At 62.7% G+C, this 17132-nt stretch carries 16 protein-coding genes and 1 pseudogene; 9 read left to right on the top strand and 8 right to left on the bottom strand.

Translation table 11 applies throughout. The features are described from left to right. The first annotated feature begins 8 nt into the window (after nt 1-8). Nucleotides 9-1499, top strand: coding sequence for an alanine/glycine:cation symporter family protein (locus JOE62_RS15050; protein ID WP_204722982.1), 1491 nt, complete (start codon nt 9-11; stop codon nt 1497-1499). A gap of 86 nt (nt 1500-1585) precedes the next feature. On the opposite strand, the gene JOE62_RS15055 is transcribed toward JOE62_RS15050, so the two are convergent. Continuing rightward, nucleotides 1586-2431: an HpcH/HpaI aldolase/citrate lyase family protein gene (locus tag JOE62_RS15055; protein ID WP_204722983.1), complete on the bottom strand. Its 846-nt coding sequence runs from the start codon at nt 2429-2431 to the stop codon at nt 1586-1588. Between the two features lie 608 nt (nt 2432-3039). On the opposite strand from JOE62_RS15055, the gene JOE62_RS15060 reads away from it, so the two are divergent. Next, a complete protein-coding gene (locus JOE62_RS15060) occupies nt 3040-4521 on the top strand; it encodes an amino acid permease (protein WP_204722984.1) in 1482 nt (493 codons plus the stop codon). Between the two features lie 224 nt (nt 4522-4745). Here JOE62_RS15060 and JOE62_RS15065 read toward each other — a convergent pair whose 3' ends face one another. After that, nucleotides 4746-5210 (bottom strand): DUF4262 domain-containing protein, encoded by a 465-nt coding sequence (locus JOE62_RS15065; protein ID WP_204722985.1) that lies wholly within the window; start codon nt 5208-5210, stop codon nt 4746-4748. A 167-nt stretch (nt 5211-5377) separates the two neighbouring features. Continuing rightward, a complete protein-coding gene (locus tag JOE62_RS15070; protein ID WP_204722986.1) occupies nt 5378-6553 on the bottom strand; it encodes an NAD(P)-dependent malic enzyme in 1176 nt (391 codons plus the stop codon). 379 nt (nt 6554-6932) lie between these two features. Here JOE62_RS15070 and JOE62_RS15075 point away from each other — a divergent pair, with 379 nt between their 5' ends. From JOE62_RS15075 to JOE62_RS15090, 4 genes are all read left to right on the top strand, one after another. Beyond that, complete coding sequence (locus JOE62_RS15075; RefSeq protein ID WP_204722987.1) at nt 6933-7322, top strand: helix-turn-helix domain-containing protein; 390 nt, start codon at nt 6933-6935, stop codon at nt 7320-7322. Further along, nucleotides 7319-8176, top strand: a complete 858-nt coding sequence (locus JOE62_RS15080; RefSeq protein ID WP_204722988.1) for a hypothetical protein — start codon at nt 7319-7321, stop codon at nt 8174-8176. The genes JOE62_RS15075 and JOE62_RS15080 overlap by 4 nt, the downstream gene beginning before the upstream one ends. A gap of 151 nt (nt 8177-8327) precedes the next feature. Beyond that, nucleotides 8328-9569, top strand: a complete 1242-nt coding sequence (locus JOE62_RS15085) for an aminotransferase-like domain-containing protein (RefSeq protein ID WP_204722989.1) — start codon at nt 8328-8330, stop codon at nt 9567-9569. Between the two features lie 114 nt (nt 9570-9683). Further along, a complete protein-coding gene (locus JOE62_RS15090; protein ID WP_204722990.1) occupies nt 9684-10598 on the top strand; it encodes an intradiol ring-cleavage dioxygenase in 915 nt (304 codons plus the stop codon). 108 nt (nt 10599-10706) lie between these two features. Here JOE62_RS15090 and JOE62_RS15095 read toward each other — a convergent pair whose 3' ends face one another. Further along, on the bottom strand, nt 10707-11054 hold the full coding sequence (locus JOE62_RS15095; protein ID WP_204722991.1) for an IclR family transcriptional regulator domain-containing protein: 348 nt from the start codon (nt 11052-11054) through the stop codon (nt 10707-10709). 6 nt (nt 11055-11060) lie between these two features. Between JOE62_RS15095 and JOE62_RS15100 the strand changes: the two are divergent. After that, nucleotides 11061-12137, top strand: a pseudogene (locus JOE62_RS15100) (MFS transporter); the annotation flags it as partial. A gap of 69 nt (nt 12138-12206) precedes the next feature. Here JOE62_RS15100 and JOE62_RS15105 read toward each other — a convergent pair. Both JOE62_RS15105 and JOE62_RS15110 read right to left on the bottom strand, forming a co-directional pair. Next, nucleotides 12207-13139 carry a LysR family transcriptional regulator gene (locus JOE62_RS15105; RefSeq protein WP_204722992.1) on the bottom strand — a complete coding sequence of 311 codons (933 nt, stop codon included), beginning with the start codon at nt 13137-13139 and terminating at the stop codon, nt 12207-12209. A gap of 70 nt (nt 13140-13209) precedes the next feature. Continuing rightward, nucleotides 13210-13980: a 3-hydroxybutyrate dehydrogenase gene (locus tag JOE62_RS15110; protein WP_204722993.1), complete on the bottom strand. Its 771-nt coding sequence runs from the start codon at nt 13978-13980 to the stop codon at nt 13210-13212. A gap of 248 nt (nt 13981-14228) precedes the next feature. Here JOE62_RS15110 and JOE62_RS15115 point away from each other — a divergent pair, with 248 nt between their 5' ends. Next, the gene (locus JOE62_RS15115) at nt 14229-14933 is read left to right on the top strand and encodes an NUDIX hydrolase (protein ID WP_204722994.1); all 705 of its coding nucleotides are present in this window, start codon (nt 14229-14231) and stop codon (nt 14931-14933) included. 13 nt (nt 14934-14946) lie between these two features. Here the strand turns inward: JOE62_RS15115 and JOE62_RS15120 are convergent, their stop codons facing one another. Then, on the bottom strand, nt 14947-16083 hold the full coding sequence (locus tag JOE62_RS15120; protein ID WP_204722995.1) for an acyl-CoA dehydrogenase family protein: 1137 nt from the start codon (nt 16081-16083) through the stop codon (nt 14947-14949). Nucleotides 16084-16201: 118 nt separating this feature from the next. Between JOE62_RS15120 and JOE62_RS15125 the strand changes: the two genes are divergently transcribed. Continuing rightward, nucleotides 16202-16711, top strand: coding sequence for a GNAT family N-acetyltransferase (locus tag JOE62_RS15125; protein WP_204722996.1), 510 nt, complete (start codon nt 16202-16204; stop codon nt 16709-16711). On the opposite strand, the gene JOE62_RS15130 is transcribed toward JOE62_RS15125, so the two are convergent. Further along, nucleotides 16708-17076, bottom strand: a complete 369-nt coding sequence (locus JOE62_RS15130; protein ID WP_128469259.1) for a winged helix-turn-helix transcriptional regulator — start codon at nt 17074-17076, stop codon at nt 16708-16710. The genes JOE62_RS15125 and JOE62_RS15130 overlap by 4 nt on opposite strands. Nucleotides 17077-17132: the final 56 nt, after the last annotated feature.

Below are 17132 nucleotides of genomic sequence, written 5' to 3' on the forward strand. Positions count from 1 at the left end.
TTGAATCCATGGACGCTTTGGGCACTCTCTTCGGGGATATCTCTTCCGTCATTTGGGGACCGTTTGTCCTCATCCCGCTGCTTCTGGGCACCGGCCTGTACCTGACCATCCGCTTGGGCGGCCTGCAGTTCTTCAAGCTCGCCGCCGCACTGCGCCTTGGCCTGCTCAAGCGCAAGGACGCTGATGCCGAGGGCGACATCTCGCAGTTCCAGGCACTGACCACCGCGCTGGCCGCTACCGTCGGTACCGGCAACATTGTCGGCGTGGCCACGGCCATCGGCATCGGCGGCCCGGGCGCCCTGTTCTGGATGTGGGTCACCGGCCTGCTCGGCATGGCCTCGAAGTACACCGAGGCCTACCTCGGCGTGCGCTACCGCGGCACTGACGCCGCCGGCGAAAAGTCCGGCGGTCCGCAGTACTACCTCGAACGCGGCATCAAGGGACCCTTCGGCAAGTTCCTGGCATTGTTCTTCGCCATCGCCGCCACCCTGGCCTGCTTCGGCATCGGCAACATGACCCAGGGCAACTCCATCGCCCTGAACCTGGAGAACTCCTTCAGCGTGGCCCCATGGGTCACCGGCGTGGTCCTGACCGTGCTGTCCATCGCGGTGCTGGTTGGCGGCATCAAGTCCATCGGCCGTGTGACCGCTGGCTTCGTTCCGGTGATGATCGTCTTATACGTGGCGGCAGCGATCTACATCCTGATCGCCAACATCGGAGGCATCCCTGCCGCTTTCGCCACTATCTTCACCGACGCCTTCACCGGCACCTCTGCTGTAGGCGGCTTCGCCGGCTCGGCCATCATCATCGCTGTCCAGTACGGTGTTGCCCGTGGCATCTTCTCCAACGAGTCCGGCATGGGCTCGGCTGCCATCGCCGCCGCGTCGGCACAGACCACCCACCCGGTTCGCCAGGGCCTGGTCTCCATGACCCAGACCTTCATCGACACCATCATCGTGGTCACCTGCACCGGCCTGGTCATCATCACCACCGGCACCTGGAACCTGATCGACGAGGCCACCGGCGAGCAGATCTCCGCCGCGCTGATGACCGGCCAGGCCTTCACCAACGGCCTGCCTGGCGAGTGGGGCCACTGGATCGTGACCATCGGCCTGGTCATGTTCGCCTTCTCCACCATCCTGGGCTGGAGCTACTACGGCGAGCGCAACATCGAGCGCCTGTTCGGCCGCAAGCTGGTCATGCCGTTCCGCGTCGTGTTCTCGCTGGTCGTCTACGTAGGCTGCACCACCGAGCTGACCGCAGTGTGGAACTTCTCGGACATGATGAATGGCCTGATGGCGCTGCCGAACCTGGTCGGCCTGCTGATCCTGTCGGGCATGGTGGCACGCGAAACCCGCTGGTACCTCAAGCATGACCCGAAGCTGGAAGCCACCAAGGCGCAGATCGAGGACTTCATGATCGATCGTCCGGGCTGGGCCGAGTGGAAGGCCGGCGACGTCGTCGGCTCCTCGCGCAACCGCGGTGCCCACGAGGCATAGGCGCAGCTAGCGAAAAGGACCCGTTCGGCATCTGGTTGATTCCAGATGCCGAACGGGTCCTTTGCAGTTGGACTGCGGCTGAAGCCCTAGGCGTTCCACAAGCCGTAGGAGTCGGCCAGGTCGGCAATCTTCTGGGCACGGGCCAGGCGAGGCAGGTAGGAGCCGTCACCCACCGATGCGCCGGCAGCGTGCGCTTCGAGCAGTTCCATGGCCCAGGACAGTTCGTCTTCGCTTGGAGCCAGCGCGGCGTTGATTCCGTCCACGTGGTCAGCGGAAAGGGACAGCTTGCCGGTCATGCCCATGGAAGCGGTGACGCGGGTTTCCTCGGTCACCTTGGCCGCGTCGGCACCCGCTGGCGGTGGTCCGTCGATTGGGCCGGGCAGCTTGCCGACACGCGAAGCGATCACGAGGCGGCCACGTGCGTAGGCCAGGGCCATCGGCTCATCGGAGATGCCGGTGTCCTTGCGGAAGTCGTTGATGCCGAACGCCAAGCGGAAGGTGCCCGGCGCTGAAGCGATCTTCGTTGCGTTCTCGATGCCCAAGGCGGTTTCGATCAAGGCAAGTACCGGGGTGCCTGCGCGCAGGCGCATCGCGCTGTAGGTCACCTGCTCAGGCTGCTCGGTCATGGCCAGCATGATTCCGCGCAGGCCCGGGGCCCCCGACAGGGCGGCAAGGTCATCGGCCCAGAAATCGGTGTCAATGCCGTTGACGCGCACCCAGGCAGTCATGCCATTGGACAGGGCGCGTACCACGTTGTCGCGAGCCTGGATCTTCTGATCATCAGGAACGGCAGCTTCCATATCGAAAATCACCGAGTCCGCTTCACATGCTAGTGAAGGGGCGAAAGTTTCCTCTTTGGCAGCATTGACCAAGAGCCAGGAACGGGATAATTTTGCAGGAAGAGCCGCAGCTCGACGATTTCGGAATGCCATAAGTCCTACACTACTCACTTGCCACGCATGGCTTCCACTGGCCATGTACAGTATTTGCTTCAAGTGAACCAGCTACCTTGAAATACAATGCAAAAGCAACCGGGTTTCGTGGTGCTCCAGCGCGCCAGACTGGCTGTTCTGCAGCGGAAATGTGCTTGGATTTCGTAGTGATCCTGGTGTTTCACCTTTACTTGGATCTGCCATTTCCGATATTCGATGGCAATGCGCACAAAGCTGGAAATGATCATCGATTATCCGAAATCAGCTAATCAAGCACATCACGCTAACTCCATTCGCCGGAACCGGAGAAATTCCTTCATGAATATTTGATTGGCTTTCTTCCTTGCTCGTTCCTGCCAGCTTTGCGACTGGCCACTTCGATTAAGCGCTCCCAAGGGCGAGGCCTGCTCCCCCAGCCATTGCGCGAAGCAGCTTGCATCATCCTTTGAGCCAGGTGCATATAACGAATTTCACAACTGTTAAACCTGCTCGCAGTCTGCGGTGACGGCCAAATATAGTCGGTCAATGCATCTGCGATAACCTCGTTTTGCGGTCTAGTCCTTTCCTCCCCGCGGGCCGTCTCCTTCGAAAACCGAAGGAATCTGCTCATGAAAGGTGCAGCCGTGGCGAACGATTCCACGCAACTGAAAACCGATTCCGCCGGAACGAAACTTGAGCGCGGCCTGTCCAGCAGGCATATCCAGCCCATGGCGATCTCCGGAGCAGTTGGCACCGGCTTGTTCATGGGCTCCGGCAAGACCATCTCGGTCGCCGGACCATCGGTCATCTTCGTGTACATGATCATCGGCTTCATGCTCTTCTTCGTCATGCGCGCCATGGGCGAAATCCTGCTCAGCAACTTGAACTACAAGACTTTCGCAGATTTTGCCGGAGACCTGCTGGGGCCTTGGGCCGCCTTCTTCACCGGCTGGACCTACTGGTTCTGCTGGGTCGTTACCGGGATTGCCGACGTAGTCGCCATCGCCCAGTACGTCGCCTACTGGTGGTCCGGGATCCCGTTGTGGCTTCCTGCGCTGTGCTGCATCCTGCTATTGGTCGGATTGAATCTGCCAACCGTCAAGGCCTTCGGCGAGACCGAGTTCTGGTTCTCGCTGGTGAAAATCGTCGCCATCCTGGCCTTGATCGTCTGCGGGCTGGCCATGATCGTCACCGGTTTCAACTCAGCAGAGGGAGACAGCGCGTCCTTCGTCCACCTCTGGGCGCACGGCGGCATGTTCCCCACCGGTTTCATGGGCTTTGTCGCCGGCTTCCAGATCGCTGTTTTCGCCTTCGTTGGCATTGAATTGGTTGGCACTGCGGCGGCCGAGACCAAGGATCCTGAGAAGAATCTGCCCAAGGCCATCAATTCAATTCCATTGCGCGTGATCCTGTTCTACGTCGGAGCGTTGACCGTCCTGATGGCCGTCACCCCTTGGTACAAGTTCTCCGCTGATGCATCGCCCTTCGTTGGCATATTCTCGATGGCCGGCCTGGCCGCGGCTGCGGGGCTGGTCAACTTCGTTGTCCTGACAGCGGCCGCGTCCAGCGCCAATTCCGGAATCTACTCGACCTCCCGCATGCTGTACGCCCTGTCCCAAGATGGAGATGCTCCGAAGAAGTTCAGCAAGCTATCGACCACGCAGGTGCCGCGCAATGCGTTGCTGTTCTCCTGCATGTTCCTGCTTGCCGCCGTGGTCCTGCTGTACGCGGGCGACTCGGTGGCCCAGGCGTTCACGTTGGTCACCACGGTGTCCGCGTTGTGCTTCATGTTCGTCTGGTCAATGATCCTGATCAGCTATTTGGCCTTCCGCAAGCGTCGCCCGCACCTGCATGATGCCTCGAAGTTCAAAGTCCCCGGGGGCATGGGAGCCCCATACATGGTGCTCGCCTTCTTCGTCTTCATCCTGTGGGCATTGACCACTCAGGCCGATACGCGCGCCGCGTTGCTGGCTACTCCGCTGTGGTTCTTCGTCGTTGGACTGTCCTACGCCAAGGTGCGCAAGTCCGAAGGCCATCAGGCACTGCGAGCTGCGCATCGGGCAAAGGTTGCCGCGGAGAACGAGGCAGCTGAGGTCTATCGGGCAGGCTAGTAGCTCGGCACGAATATGCAACCGCGAGTTTCGCTCCGCCACGAGAGCAGAAGCCCGCCGAACAGCGCGGTACTTCCAGCCACGTCCTGCGGCCACCGAAGAAGCCTGGATGGGACCTCCGACTCAGGCCTTCAGCGCACGCCCACGACTGGCAAGCCCGACCCAGCGCAACAAAAAATCTCCTACCGTGCCTGTCTATGAACGCAGCGGACTCTTGCTCTAGTTCAAGCAACGCGCCGTAGATCCGCGGACAGCGTCTGTGGCTGGATATTAATGAAGTCCAACGGCATCATGCACTGGATCCACGAGACTGGAGCGTCGCCAAGAATCAGGCGCGAGTATGGAAGCTCGTGCCATTTCGCCGAAGAATCATGAAAAGCGAGCTTGCTGAACAATGACGTGCTGTGTGTACCTGCGGAGAAGACCTGCCCGTGCTCGACGACCTGTTCGGCTACATGTGAGACCAGGGCGAAAACATCATCCTCGTTTCCCCCAACGCAAGTGATTTCAGGATGCTCAAACGTGGTCAGCCCCAGCGTGTAGGCAGAAACCTTCTGATGCTTGGCGGAATGGCAGAGCATGATGGCATAGCCATTTTCGTCCGCTTCCAGGGCCGCAACGAGGCCAATCAGCTGTGTGTCGGGCAATGAGGTGCGGACACTGAGGTGGAAATCTGCAGGATCTGGCATGGCGTTCCTCCTGGGGTGAATCGATTCCATTCAGTTTCGCGCTCATTCATCACCCGCAGCAGAATCTTTCGCGATTGTGGATAGCTTCGCTCAACGCATCCAGGGGTGCCGGGCACGGAAAAGCTGCCTGCAACGGTAGGTTGCAGGCAGCTTTTCGCGTGAAATATCTACTGGTTCTTTTCGGCTTCTGTAGCCACAGCTGCCGCAACCGCAGGCATTACGCGGTCGTCGGTTGCCGAAGGAATGATGTAGTCCGGAGCTAGGTCATCGCCGACCAGGTTGGCAATGGCGTGGGCCGCCGCGACCTTCATGCCTTCGGTGATCTTCTTGGCGCCCGAGTCGAGGGCTCCGCGGAAGATGCCTGGGAAGGCCAGCACGTTGTTGATCTGGTTCGGGAAGTCGCTGCGTCCGGTGGCGACCACGGCTGCATACTGCGCGGCGATATCCGGCATGATCTCCGGGGTCGGGTTGGACAGCGCGAAGATGATTGCATTCTCGTTCATCTTCGCCACCGCGGCCTCGTCGAACTTCGATGAGGAAAGGCCGACAACGACATCGGCGCCGTCCAGGGCTTCGGCCAAGCCGCCCATGATGTCTTCGCGGTTGGTGCGCGCTGCCAAGTCTGCCTTGACCGGGTTCAGGTCGTCGCGCTCGCGGTGGATGGTGCCGCGCGAGTCGAGCACGATGACATCATCGACGCCGGCCGAAAGCAGCAGGTTGGTGACGGCGACGCCGGCCGAACCTGCGCCGGAGATGACAACCTTCAGCGAGCTGATGTCACGCTTGGTCTGGCGGGCAGCTCCGATCAGCGCTGCCAGCACCACGACGGCGGTGCCGTGCTGGTCATCATGCATGACCGGGATGTCCAGTGCTTCGATCAGCCGCTTCTCGATTTCGAAGCAGCGCGGGGCGGAGATGTCTTCCAGGTTCACTGCGCCGAAGCTCGGGCGCAGGCGGATGACGGTCTCGACGATTTCGTCCACATCGGTGGTGTCCAGAACCAGCGGAATGGAATCCAGTCCGCCGAATTCCTTGAACAGCGCGCTCTTGCCTTCCATGACCGGAAGCGAGGCGGCGGCACCGATATTGCCCAGGCCCAGCACCGCGGTGCCGTCGGAAACCACAGCGACCAGGCGGGAGGCCCAGGTGTGGGTGGCGTGCTTGGCTGGATCATCGGCAATGGCTTGGGACACCTTGGCTACACCCGGGGTGTAGGCGATGGACAGGTCGCGCTTGGTATTCAGCGGCATCTGCGAGGAGACGGAAAGCTTGCCACCGAGGTGGGCGTCGAAAACTTCTGCGTCGGTGATGGTGGTCAGGTCTTTGGTGGATTCAACAGACATTGAATAGCTCTTCTTTCAAGAAAGTTCTGATTGACGAAAACGCAGTACCCACGAAATTGGTGGCAGAGCGTAGGAACGCGCATGACCATTCATCCGACCGCAACGGAGCGTGACCCACAGGCAATTAAGGAGGGCGTCAGGCTTCCATGTACACAATCCCAATTGGGCTACGCCGGGTGAGGCTGCAGGATCCGTCATGGTGTGCCGGAAGATGGCTGGTCAGTACTTTCTTTAGACCTACGTTTTCCACCATACGGGAACCGTTTGCCGCAATTCAACCCCCTTTCGTCGTATGCGCGTCACAAACGAAGCGCCGCAGGTAGTCCAGGCTCTGCGTCATGAGGTGCGGTTCAGGAGCATCTCGGGCAAAATTGGGGCCATGGCATCACCGACTTCAGCACTGGGCAGGGTCCGCACTTTCGAAGCGTTGGACGAGAAGACCACGGTTCGATTGCGCCGTGCGCTGGACGAGTCGAATGACACGACAGTATTCGTCAACGGCACTGCCCTGCAGCTGCCCAAGGAAGCCCACCAGGCGCTGATCGAGGTGCTTTCGCGCTTCGCCGATGGCGAGTCGGTCAGCATTGGCACTCCCGAGTTGCTGCTCAATACTTCCCAGGCAGCCCAGATGGCAGGCATCTCCAACAGCTATCTGCGCAAGCTGGCCGATGCCGGGATCATCCCGGTGGAATACCGCGGCACGCATCGCCGCATTCGCCCGAGCGCCATTCAGGAATGGCTGGATTCGCGAGGCGAAACCGGAAAATGAGCAAGCCGACCGGCGCATCTGCCAGCGCTCCGCAGGAAGTCGCCTGGTGGGATCGCCTGCTGATCCGCCTTCCCGTGTATTCGCTGTTCGCCTGGATGGGCGCCTACGGCATGCACCAGGCAGGCGACATCAGCTTGGGCGCCGCCGCGTTGCTCTTTTTCGCGCTCGCCCTTCCCCTGCTGGCCGGGTGGCAAATCTTCCAAGTGCTGCGCAGCCGCCGGCGCATCCAGGCGTGGCGCGACGCCCTGCGGATCTCCCAAGGCCGGCTGGGCGTTCCCGACCTGTCCGAAATCCGCGCGAGCCTCGACCGGATCACCAGGACCCGTGCGCTTCGCCTGGAACCGAAGAAGCCGCATTTCGGCAGCCTGGCCATCTTCCTCATCATTCTCGGGGTGGCAGGGTTGGCCATCGCCGCTGGAATTCTGCTGGCCAAGCTCGGTGTTGCGGGTCTGTCGGCCTTCGCCATGGTCGGCATGCTGCTGGCCGCCATCAGGCCCTTGCAGCTCATGGGAGTCCAGAACCGGGCGCACCGCGCGGTGGTTTCCATTCCCGAAAAGCTCACGGAGCTTCGCGAGCTGGTGATGCGGGAGCGCCGCGCACCTAGCGGGCAGCGCGCCACGCAAGCCGCCGATAGCGCACTGGATGCGTCATTGCTGATCATCGATGCTGCCATCGCCCTGTCCCGGTCCGGATATTTCCGTGCTTCTGCCCACTGCGTCGAGCTGCTGGCCCATTTGGCCACGCAGTGCTGGCTGGCGGGGAGCAAGCCCCGGTGTCTTGCGGAGAAACTCCACAATCGCGTGAACGCGGCGCTGGCCCAGCTGGCCATCGAGGAGCGTCATGCCTCGCGCTGAGGCACGGAATCGCGTTGCTGGATGCCCAGGTCTTGCCAAGCCCTGAATTTCCTGCTGGAATACCAAAGTATTCTATTTGAAAACAATTCTTGTGCCGCACCCAGCGCAGGAATCACGCTCCCGCCAGCGGGAGCCCCGGCCGAGGAGAACCATGACCACCGCATCACAATCGCTGACCACTTTGCACGAGTCCCTGCTTTCCGAGCGCGCGGCGGGAATCAAGCAATCTGCGGTGCGCGACGTGTTCGAACTGTCGCTGGACCCTTCGCTGGTATCGCTAGCCGGAGGCAACCCCTTCCTGCAGCTGCTCCCGCTGGAAAAGATCGGCGAGATGGCCCAGCGCATCATCGTCGAGCAGGGCCCCGAAGCTCTGCAGTACGGCTCCGGGCTGGGCACCCCAGAACTTCGTGCGCAGATCATCGACGTGATGGCGGCCGAGGGAATCACGAATGTGGGCATCGAGGATATCGTGGTCACCAACGGCTCCCAATCAGCCCAGGACATGGCATGCAAGGTGTTCTGCAATCCCGGCGACACGGTGCTCTGCGAAGACCCGACCTACGTCGGCGCGCTGAACACCTTCGAGGCCTACCAGGTGACCGCTCGCCCGGTGGGCACGGACGAGAACGGGCTGATTCCTTCCGCCCTGCGCGAGCGCATTGCCGAATTGCGCGCAGCCGGCGAGCGCATCAAGTTCCTCTACACCATCCCGAACTTCAACAACCCCTCCGGCATCACGCTGGCTACCGAGCGCCGCCAGGAAATCGTGGAGATTTGCCGTGAGGCCGGCATCCTGATCCTGGAAGACAATCCGTACGGCATGCTGCGCTACGAGGGAACCCCGGCGCCTACGCTGCGCAGCCTGGATCCGGAGAACGTGATCTACATGGGTTCCTTCTCCAAGATCTTCGCACCGGGCCTGCGCATCGGCTGGGCCGCGGTCCCCACCCACCTGTTCCGCCGCTTCTATCTCGCCGGCGAAGCGGTAGCCCTGTGCCCGCCGACCCTGAACCAGATGATCATCAGCGCCTACCTCAACGAGCATGACTGGAAGGGGCAGATCACCAAGTACAACGACCTGTACCGTTCGCGCCGCGATGCGATGCTCGCCGCCTTGGCCAAGTACCTGCCTGCTGGGGTCAGCCACACCCACCCCGAGGGCGGATTCTTCATCTGGCTGACCCTTCCCGAAGGCATCGACACCTACACGCTGCTCCAGCAGGGCGTGAAGGCCGGGGTCATCTTCATTCCGGGTGCGGCATTCAGCCCCTCTGGCGAGGCCAGCAATAAGCTGCGCTTGGCGTTCTGCTCGGTAGACGAGGAAACCATCGCCGAGGGCGTGCGCCGGCTCTCGCTGCTGCTTGAGCAGGCCATCGGCTCTAACCAAGGATAGCGGCCAACCCTTCTCAGAAAACCCACAGCGCCTCCTGTGCTGGGCCATGATCCGTCTGCATACGGTAGTGATCACGGCAAACAGCCCCATTTCACCTGGCTCAAGGAGTGCACTATGAATCCCCCACCGCGCTGGTTTGGAAACCGGCCGCTACCGAGGCCCGAGGAAGATCTCGAAGACCAGGGGCTGTCCTTCGACGTCGGCACCCTGGTCGAGCGACGCAAGGTTCTGGCCGGTGTGGGAGTGGGCACGCTCGCGTTCGCCCTGGCTGCCTGCTCCCCAACCGGCACCAAGGGCACCGCTTCGTCGTCCACCGCTGCGGAGATCCCTGACGAGACCGCCGGCCCCTATCCGGGCGACGGGTCCAACGGGCCGGACGTGCTGGAGCAAAGCGGAATCGTCCGCAGCGACATCCGTTCCAGCTTCGGCACCAGCACCACCACGGCCGAGGGCATCGAAATGACCCTTGAGCTGAAGATCGTGGACATGGCCAACAACAACCAGCCCTTCGCCGGTGTGGCAGTGTACGTGTGGCACTGCGACCGGTCCGGGGGATACTCCATGTACTCCAGTGGACTGGAAGATGAGAACTACCTGCGCGGGGTCCAGGTGGCGGATGCCGACGGCATGGTGCGCTACACCAGCATCTTCCCGGCATGCTATGCCGGACGCTGGCCGCACATCCACTTCGAGGTGTACCCGGATACCGATTCGATTACCGATCACACCACTGCGATCGCCACCTCGCAGGTCGCCTTGCCGCAGGATACCTGCACCGCGGTCTACGCAACCACCGGCTACGAGCAGTCGGTGAAGAATATGCAAGGGGTGAGCCTGGAGTCGGACAACGTCTTCGGCGAGGATTCGGGAGCCACCCAACTGGCAACCGTCACGGGGAACACCGGCTCCGGCTACGCTGTCAGCCTCACGGTCAATGTGGATACGAACACCGGGCCTTCCGGTAGCTGGGCTCCGGGAGGCATGCCTCCCGGCAACGCCCCGACAGCTCCTGCACCGTCCGGCTCGTAGCAGTGGCGCGCCGCAACCGCTCGTGGTGCAGCGCCACGATGGGCCCACCGGATTGGCCGTAGCGGTGATGGTGCTCCCGTCGCCGTGGCGGCATGATTGGAGGGATGCTCAGGCCAGCCGGCCGCCGAAGTCATCTGCTATGGCGGCGGCGGCTTCGCGCAGCTTGGGCAGCAGGGTCTGGTTGATGGCCTCGGGATTGTTGCGCCCGGCCTGGACCGAGATGTTCAGCGCCCCGAGCAGCTGGTTCTTTCGGTAGACCGGCACGGCCACGCCGCGCAGCCCCTCGTCGAGTTCCTGGTTGACCAGGGACCAGCCCTGCTCCCGCACCGTGTCCAGTTCCCGGCGCAGCGCATCCAGGTCCGCCACCGTATGCTCGGTGTACCGCTTGAGCTGCACGCGTTCCAGGAAGGATTCCTGCTCGGCCTTGGACAGCTGCGCGATCAGCACGCGTCCCATCGAGGTCGCCCAGGCCGGCAGAAGGTGCTGATGTTCACGCTGATCCTGATGTGCGCCTCCACCTTCCTGATTGGCTGCCTGCCCACCTTCGACCAGGTCGGCTGGCTGTCCCCGATCCTGCTGGTCTTTGCCCGCCTGTGCCAGGGCCTGTCGGCCGCCGGCGAGCAGGCCGGGGCCTCCTCCTTGTCGCTGGAGCATGCGCCGGACCACCGCCGCAGCTTCTTCACCTCCTGGACGCTGACCGGCACCCAGGGCGGGCAGATCCTGGCCGCGCTGATCTTCATTCCGGTGGTCGCCCTGCCCGATGAGATCAAGTACGGCATCGGCTGGCGCATCCCGTTCTGGCTTTCGGCCGTCGTCGTGATCGTCACCTTCTTCATCCGCCGTTCGCTGCATGAAACCCCGGAGTTCGAGGAAGCCAAGAAGAACAACGAGATCGCCAAGCTCCCGCTGGCGGTGCTGCTGAAGTTCCACTGGAAGGACGTGCTGCGCGTCATCCTCTGCGCCTTCATCGCCGCGGTGTCCACCGTCTACGGCACGCTGGCCATCTCCTACGGCAAGACGATCGGCAACATGGACGAGTCCATCACCCTGTGGCTGGTGGTGGCCGGCAACATCGGCGCGCTATTCACCCAGCCGCTGTTCGGCATGCTGGCGGACAAGATCGGGCGCAAGCCGGTATTCATCTATGGTGCGCTGGGCTCCGCGGCCTTCATGCCCTTCTACCTGCGCTCCATGGAAACGGATAACGCACTGGCGCAGTTCGGTCTCTCGGTGCTGGTCTTCTCCTGCGCCTATGCCGCGGCCAATGCGGTCTGGCCGAGCTTCTACGCCGAGATGTTCTCCTCCCAGGTCCGCTTCTCCGGCCTGGCCATCGGCACCCAGATCGGCTTCTTGATGGCAGGCTTCGCCCCGTCCATCGTCGCCGCCCTGGGCGGCCTGGAAGCCAATGGGTGGGTGCAGATCAGCATCTTCACCGCGGCGATCTCGCTGATCGCCTCCGCCGCGGCGATGACCGCGCGCGAAACCTACAGGGTGCCCACCACGGAGCTGGGCAGCAAGGTCGAAAAGGTCTCCAACTAGGGGCAAGACCCAGCCACAGGTCCCAGCCGAAACCGGGCAGCTGCAGTTGCAGCTGCCCGGTTTCCTGCTTCAGGCGGAGTGGGACTCGTGATCCGCGGCGATCTGCAGCAGCGTCTGCTCGGTGCGGCCCAGCACCTGCGCCGCCGGCCAGATGGCGTGCAGCTCGCGCAGCAGGGCGGGTCCGTCAAAGGCGATTTCCACCAGGGTTCCGGCCGCCAGCTGGCTTTCCACGGCCAATTGGCTGAGCACCGCCGGGCCCATGCCGGCGGCCGCGCACTGGCAGATGGTCGCATTGCTGTTGAATTCGGCCACGGGCTTGGGCCGCTGGGCATGGGCGATGTAATCCAGGAATGCGCGGGTGCCCGAGCCTTCCTCGCGCTCGATCAGCGGCGTGCTCTGCAGCTCGTGCAAGGTCAGCGGCTGCTCGCGCTGCGCCCATTCATGCCCGGGTGCCACCACAATCAGCATCTCGTCGCGGAACACCGACTTGCTCGTGAGCCCCAGCGGTATATGCGGGGTTTCCACGAAGCCGAGGCCGACCTCGCCTTGCTGCACGGCACGGATGACGTCCTGCGAATTCATGATCCGCATGCGTGGCGTGATCTGCGGCAGCACCTGGTGCAGCCGGCCGATCCACTGCGGGGCCAAGTATTCGGCCACCGTCATGCTCGCCCCGAACTGCAGCTCGGATCCCCCTGCATCGGCCAGCGACCTGGCACCGGCAGCCAAGGCTTCCAAGCTGGCCAGTGCTTCCCGGGCCCATTGCACGGTGAGCACGCCCTCGGCGGTCAGCGTGGAGCCGGTGGTTTTCCGGGTGACCAGCGAATATCCCAAGCGGCGTTCCAGGGTTTTCAAGGCCCGCGAGGCATTGGGCTGCGCCATGCCGGCTGCCCGCGCCCCGGCACTCAGGCTGCCGTGCTCGGCAATGCCCACCAGCAATTCCAGCGAGGAGATCTGCAGCCAGTGGGACAGGCTTTTCGATGAGGGCGAATCGCTTTCCATATCACGATCATATGCCTGCGGCGGCTCGATAGCACGGACCGGCCGCCTGCCGAAAGCACAGCCATTTTCTTTACCGTGCGCTCCATCCGCCGTCCATGGCGTAGGACGCTCCGGTGACCATGCCCGCCGCATCACCGCACAGCCAAGCCACCAAGGACGCCACCTCTTCGGGTTCCACCATCCGCTTGATCGCCGCCTCGGTCAGCATGATTTTCTGCACCACCTCGGATTCGGCGATGCCGTGGACCTTGGCCTGATCGGCAATCTGCTTCTGGACCAGCGGCGTGCGCACATATCCCGGGTTGATGCAGTTGCTGGTAATCCCGAAGTCCGCGCCTTCCATCGCCGTGGCCTTCGACAGCCCTTCCAGCCCATGCTTGGCCGCCACGTATGCGCTCTTGAAAGCGCTGGCCCGCAGCCCATGGATGGAAGAAACATTGATGATGCGCCCGAAGCCGCGCTCGCGCATGCCGGGCAATGCAGCACGGATCAGCAGGAAGGGTGCTTCCAGCATGAGCCGGTGGATCAGCCGCCAGGCTTCGGGATCGAACTCATGGATCGGAGCCACCCTCTGCACGCCGGCGTTGTTGACCAGGATGTCGATATCCAGGCTGAGCTCTTCCAGGGATTTGGTATCCGAGAGATCCACGGCCCATGCCTTCCCGCCAAGTGCCTGTGCTGCTTGCCCGGCCGCCTGCTCGTCCACATCGGCAATGGTCACGGCCGCGCCGGCTCGGGTCAATGCCGTCGCGCTGGCCAAGCCAATGCCCGACGCGCCGCCGGTAATCAAGGCGCGGCGCCCTGCCAGCCCTTCAGGACTCTGCCTGTTCTCTTCAGCCATGCTGCCTATCCTCTGCTTAGCTCCACTGGATCGTGCCGGTGCGCTGGCCGCAGTTGCGTGCAGCGCCCTTCGTTTCAAAGTAGGCACCGGCAAGCAAGCTGGTCAACGGCATTGGCTGTGCAGATTCCGCAGGCAAATGTGCAGGCTTGCACAGTGATTGCCGTTGGATCCGCGTTGGCTGTGCACCAGAAGATAAGCTGGCATTCAAAGGCTATTTCCCAACCCACGAGTCAAGGACACGGTAGGCAATGACGACTTCCCCGATACCTGAGACCCCCGCTGAGGTCCCCATCCGCAAGGCTGCCAGCGTTCTGCTGCTGCGCCAGGCAGCCGCCGGATTCGAAGTGTTCGTCCAGCACCGCGTGAACACGATGGACTTCGCGGCAGGCATGGTGGTCTATCCCGGCGGACGTGTTGATCTCCAGGACGGGCAGGCGGCAGGAGAGGCCGAATTGGATCCTCTAGTGCTCAGCGACCACGTCCAGCGTTGGGCGCACACCTCGGTCCTTGCCGAAGGCCCGGAACGCGCGCCGCACCTGGCCGGTGAGGTCCTCTTCGCCGCCCGGCGCGAAGTCTTCGAGGAAACCGGGCTACTGCTGGATCCTGGCCAGCTGCACCCATGGGCCAACTGGGTCACCCCAGCCGGATTCCCGCGTCGCTTCGACACCTATTTCTTCGTCGCCGCGTTGCGCGCAGGCCAAGAACCGGTCCACCAGACCACCGAAGCGGTGATTTCCAAGTGGACCAGTCCAGAGGCGCTGTTCGCTGCGCTTGAGCGCGGCGAGGTCAAGATGATGCGCCCCACCCAACGCACCTTGCTGGATGCGATGGAGCTGGGCAGCATCGAGCGGATCTTGTCCAGCAAGCCGGTGATTTCCCCGGTCCATCCGAATCCCGAAGATTCGCAGTCGTCAAACCCGGTGCGGGACTCGGAGCGGCAACCCAGGCGCTAGCCGCCGTCCTGGCTCAGGACTCCAGCAGTGAGCGCCCGACGATCAGCGACATGATCTCGTTGGTGCCTTCCAGGATCTGGTGCACGCGCAGATCCCGGGCGATCTTCTCCATCCCGTAGTCGGCCAGGTAGCCGTAGCCGCCGTGCAGCTGGATCGCGCTGTTGGCGGCATTGAAGCCGGCATCCGAGGCCATCTTCTTCGCCATCGCGCACAGCCGCACCCGATCCGGGCTCTTCGCGTCCAGGGCGGCCGCGGCACGGCGCAGCAGCGAGCGGGCAGCTTCCAGTTCCATGTCCATCTCGGCCAGCTTGAAGACCAGCGCTTCCTGCCTGGTCAGCGGACCGCCGAAGGCCTGGCGCTCCTTCAGGTACAGCGCCGACTTCTCCAGCGCGCTCTGCCCGCCGCCCAGCGAGCAGGCACCGATGTTCAGCCGGCCGCCATTCAGCGCCTGCATGGCCATGGAGAATCCCTGCCCCTCGGCGCCCAGCAGATTGCCAGCGGGAACGCGCACGCCTTCCATGATCACCTGGCGGGTGGGCTGCGCCTTCCAGCCCATCTTCTTCTCGTTCGGCCCGAAACTCAGGCCCTCGGCATCTCCTGGAACCAGGAAGGCGCTGATGCCGCGCGAACCGGTATCGGCGGTGCGGGCCATGACGATGTAGAGCGCCGAGCTGCCGGCGCCGGAGATGAACTGCTTGACCCCGCTGAGCACATACTCGTCTCCGTCCCGGCGGGCCCGGGTCGACAGGGCCGCCGCATCAGAGCCGACGCCCGGCTCGGTCAGGCAGTAGGAGCCCAGGTCTTCCATCGTGGTCATCGACGGCAGCCAAGCGGCACGCTGCTCGTCATTGCCGAAGGTGTCGACCATCCACACCACCATGTTGTGGATGGAAATGTAGGCGGCCAGGGTCGGATCGGCCTTGGCCAGTTCCTCGAAGACCAGCACGGCATCGCTGCGGGTCAGGCCCGATCCGCCATGGTCTTCCGAAACATAGATGCCGCCCATGCCCAGCTGGCCTGCCTCAGCCAGCACATCCACCGGGAAGTGCTGCTCCTGGTCCCATTTCAGGGCATTGGGAGCAATCCGGGTCTCAGCGAAATCATGAACCATTTCGATCAATGACTTCTGGTCATCGCTTACTTCAAACAACACCGGCTCCTTTGCCTGCACCTTGCGTCTTTGACCTCAGTCTATGTGACGCAAGATACACTTGGGGGCGAATCAGCTGAATTCCGAAGCATCCATTTCGAAAAGTTGGGCTCACCGCATGCAGATCCGTACAAGCACCGCCGAGGATTGGCCTGATATCTACGGCTTCTACCGCAAGATCATGGATGAAGGGCAAACCTACGCTTTCCCGCAGGGCCAGTCCCTTGAGGAAGCCCGTCCATGGTGGATGGAAGAGCCGCCAGGCCAAACGGTAGTCGCCGTGGAAGACGGCAGGATCATCGGTTCTGCGAAGATGGGCCCGAATAAGCCCGGGGCAGGATCCCACATAGCCACCGCCTCATTCCTGGTCGATCCGGAAGCCCGCAGCCGCGGCGTGGGCAGAACGCTGGGCCGCTACGCAATCGACTGGGCGCGGCAGGAAAACTACCACGGCATCCAGTTCAATGCGGTTGTCGAAACCAATGAGGCGGCAGTGCACCTGTGGCAATCGCTGGGCTTCACGATCCTGGGCACCATCCCGGGAGCATTCAGGCATCCCATCCAGGGGCTGGTGGGCCTGCACTTCATGTTCCTGCCCCTGGACCCGGCCGTTTCAGCGGAGCATTAGCCACGCGCGTCAAACCGCTCGCGGGCGGCGAGCACCTTGGGCACATGCTCCTCTGACCACAGGCGCAGGATTTCCATGGGCTCCAGGATCCCCTGGCCCAAATCGGTCAGCTCATAGTCCACCCGCACCGGCACCTGGGCGAACACGGTGCGCTGCACCAGCCCGTCGCGTTCCAGGTTGCGCAGGGTATGGGTGAGCACCTTGGGCGTGACAGCTCCGACGCGTTGGCGTAACGCAGAGAAACGTTGCGGTCCGCCAGCCAGCGCCAGAAGCACCAGCGGTGTCCATTTATCGCCTAGACGCTGCATAATTTCACGTGAAGGGCATTCCTGCACGAACACGTCGAAGGGTTCATGGCTATCCATGAGGAAACCTGATTTCGTTGTAGTGGCCGGTATCTAAAAGATACCATTGACTCGAA

This window comes from Glutamicibacter nicotianae (assembly GCF_016907615.1).
Classification (GTDB): domain Bacteria; phylum Actinomycetota; class Actinomycetes; order Actinomycetales; family Micrococcaceae; genus Glutamicibacter; species Glutamicibacter nicotianae.

What these genes read in the sequence shown, in the direction of transcription:
- JOE62_RS15130 (WP_128469259.1), bottom strand. Translation starts at nt 17,076, where the DNA reads ATGGATAGCCATGAACCCTTCGACGTGTTCGTGCAGGAATGCCCTTCA.
- JOE62_RS15125 (WP_204722996.1), top strand. Translation starts at nt 16,202, where the DNA reads ATGCAGATCCGTACAAGCACCGCCGAGGATTGGCCTGATATCTACGGC.
- JOE62_RS15115 (WP_204722994.1), top strand. Translation starts at nt 14,229, where the DNA reads ATGACGACTTCCCCGATACCTGAGACCCCCGCTGAGGTCCCCATCCGC.
- JOE62_RS15105 (WP_204722992.1), bottom strand. Translation starts at nt 13,139, where the DNA reads ATGGAAAGCGATTCGCCCTCATCGAAAAGCCTGTCCCACTGGCTGCAG.
- JOE62_RS15080 (WP_204722988.1), top strand. Translation starts at nt 7,319, where the DNA reads ATGAGCAAGCCGACCGGCGCATCTGCCAGCGCTCCGCAGGAAGTCGCC.
- JOE62_RS15070 (WP_204722986.1), bottom strand. Translation starts at nt 6,553, where the DNA reads ATGTCTGTTGAATCCACCAAAGACCTGACCACCATCACCGACGCAGAA.
- JOE62_RS15055 (WP_204722983.1), bottom strand. Translation starts at nt 2,431, where the DNA reads ATGGCATTCCGAAATCGTCGAGCTGCGGCTCTTCCTGCAAAATTATCC.
- JOE62_RS15050 (WP_204722982.1), top strand. Translation starts at nt 9, where the DNA reads ATGGACGCTTTGGGCACTCTCTTCGGGGATATCTCTTCCGTCATTTGG.
- JOE62_RS15075 (WP_204722987.1), top strand. Translation starts at nt 6,933, where the DNA reads ATGGCATCACCGACTTCAGCACTGGGCAGGGTCCGCACTTTCGAAGCG.
- JOE62_RS15110 (WP_204722993.1), bottom strand. Translation starts at nt 13,980, where the DNA reads ATGGCTGAAGAGAACAGGCAGAGTCCTGAAGGGCTGGCAGGGCGCCGC.
- JOE62_RS15090 (WP_204722990.1), top strand. Translation starts at nt 9,684, where the DNA reads ATGAATCCCCCACCGCGCTGGTTTGGAAACCGGCCGCTACCGAGGCCC.
- JOE62_RS15095 (WP_204722991.1), bottom strand. Translation starts at nt 11,054, where the DNA reads ATGGGACGCGTGCTGATCGCGCAGCTGTCCAAGGCCGAGCAGGAATCC.
- JOE62_RS15060 (WP_204722984.1), top strand. Translation starts at nt 3,040, where the DNA reads ATGAAAGGTGCAGCCGTGGCGAACGATTCCACGCAACTGAAAACCGAT.
- JOE62_RS15065 (WP_204722985.1), bottom strand. Translation starts at nt 5,210, where the DNA reads ATGCCAGATCCTGCAGATTTCCACCTCAGTGTCCGCACCTCATTGCCC.
- JOE62_RS15085 (WP_204722989.1), top strand. Translation starts at nt 8,328, where the DNA reads ATGACCACCGCATCACAATCGCTGACCACTTTGCACGAGTCCCTGCTT.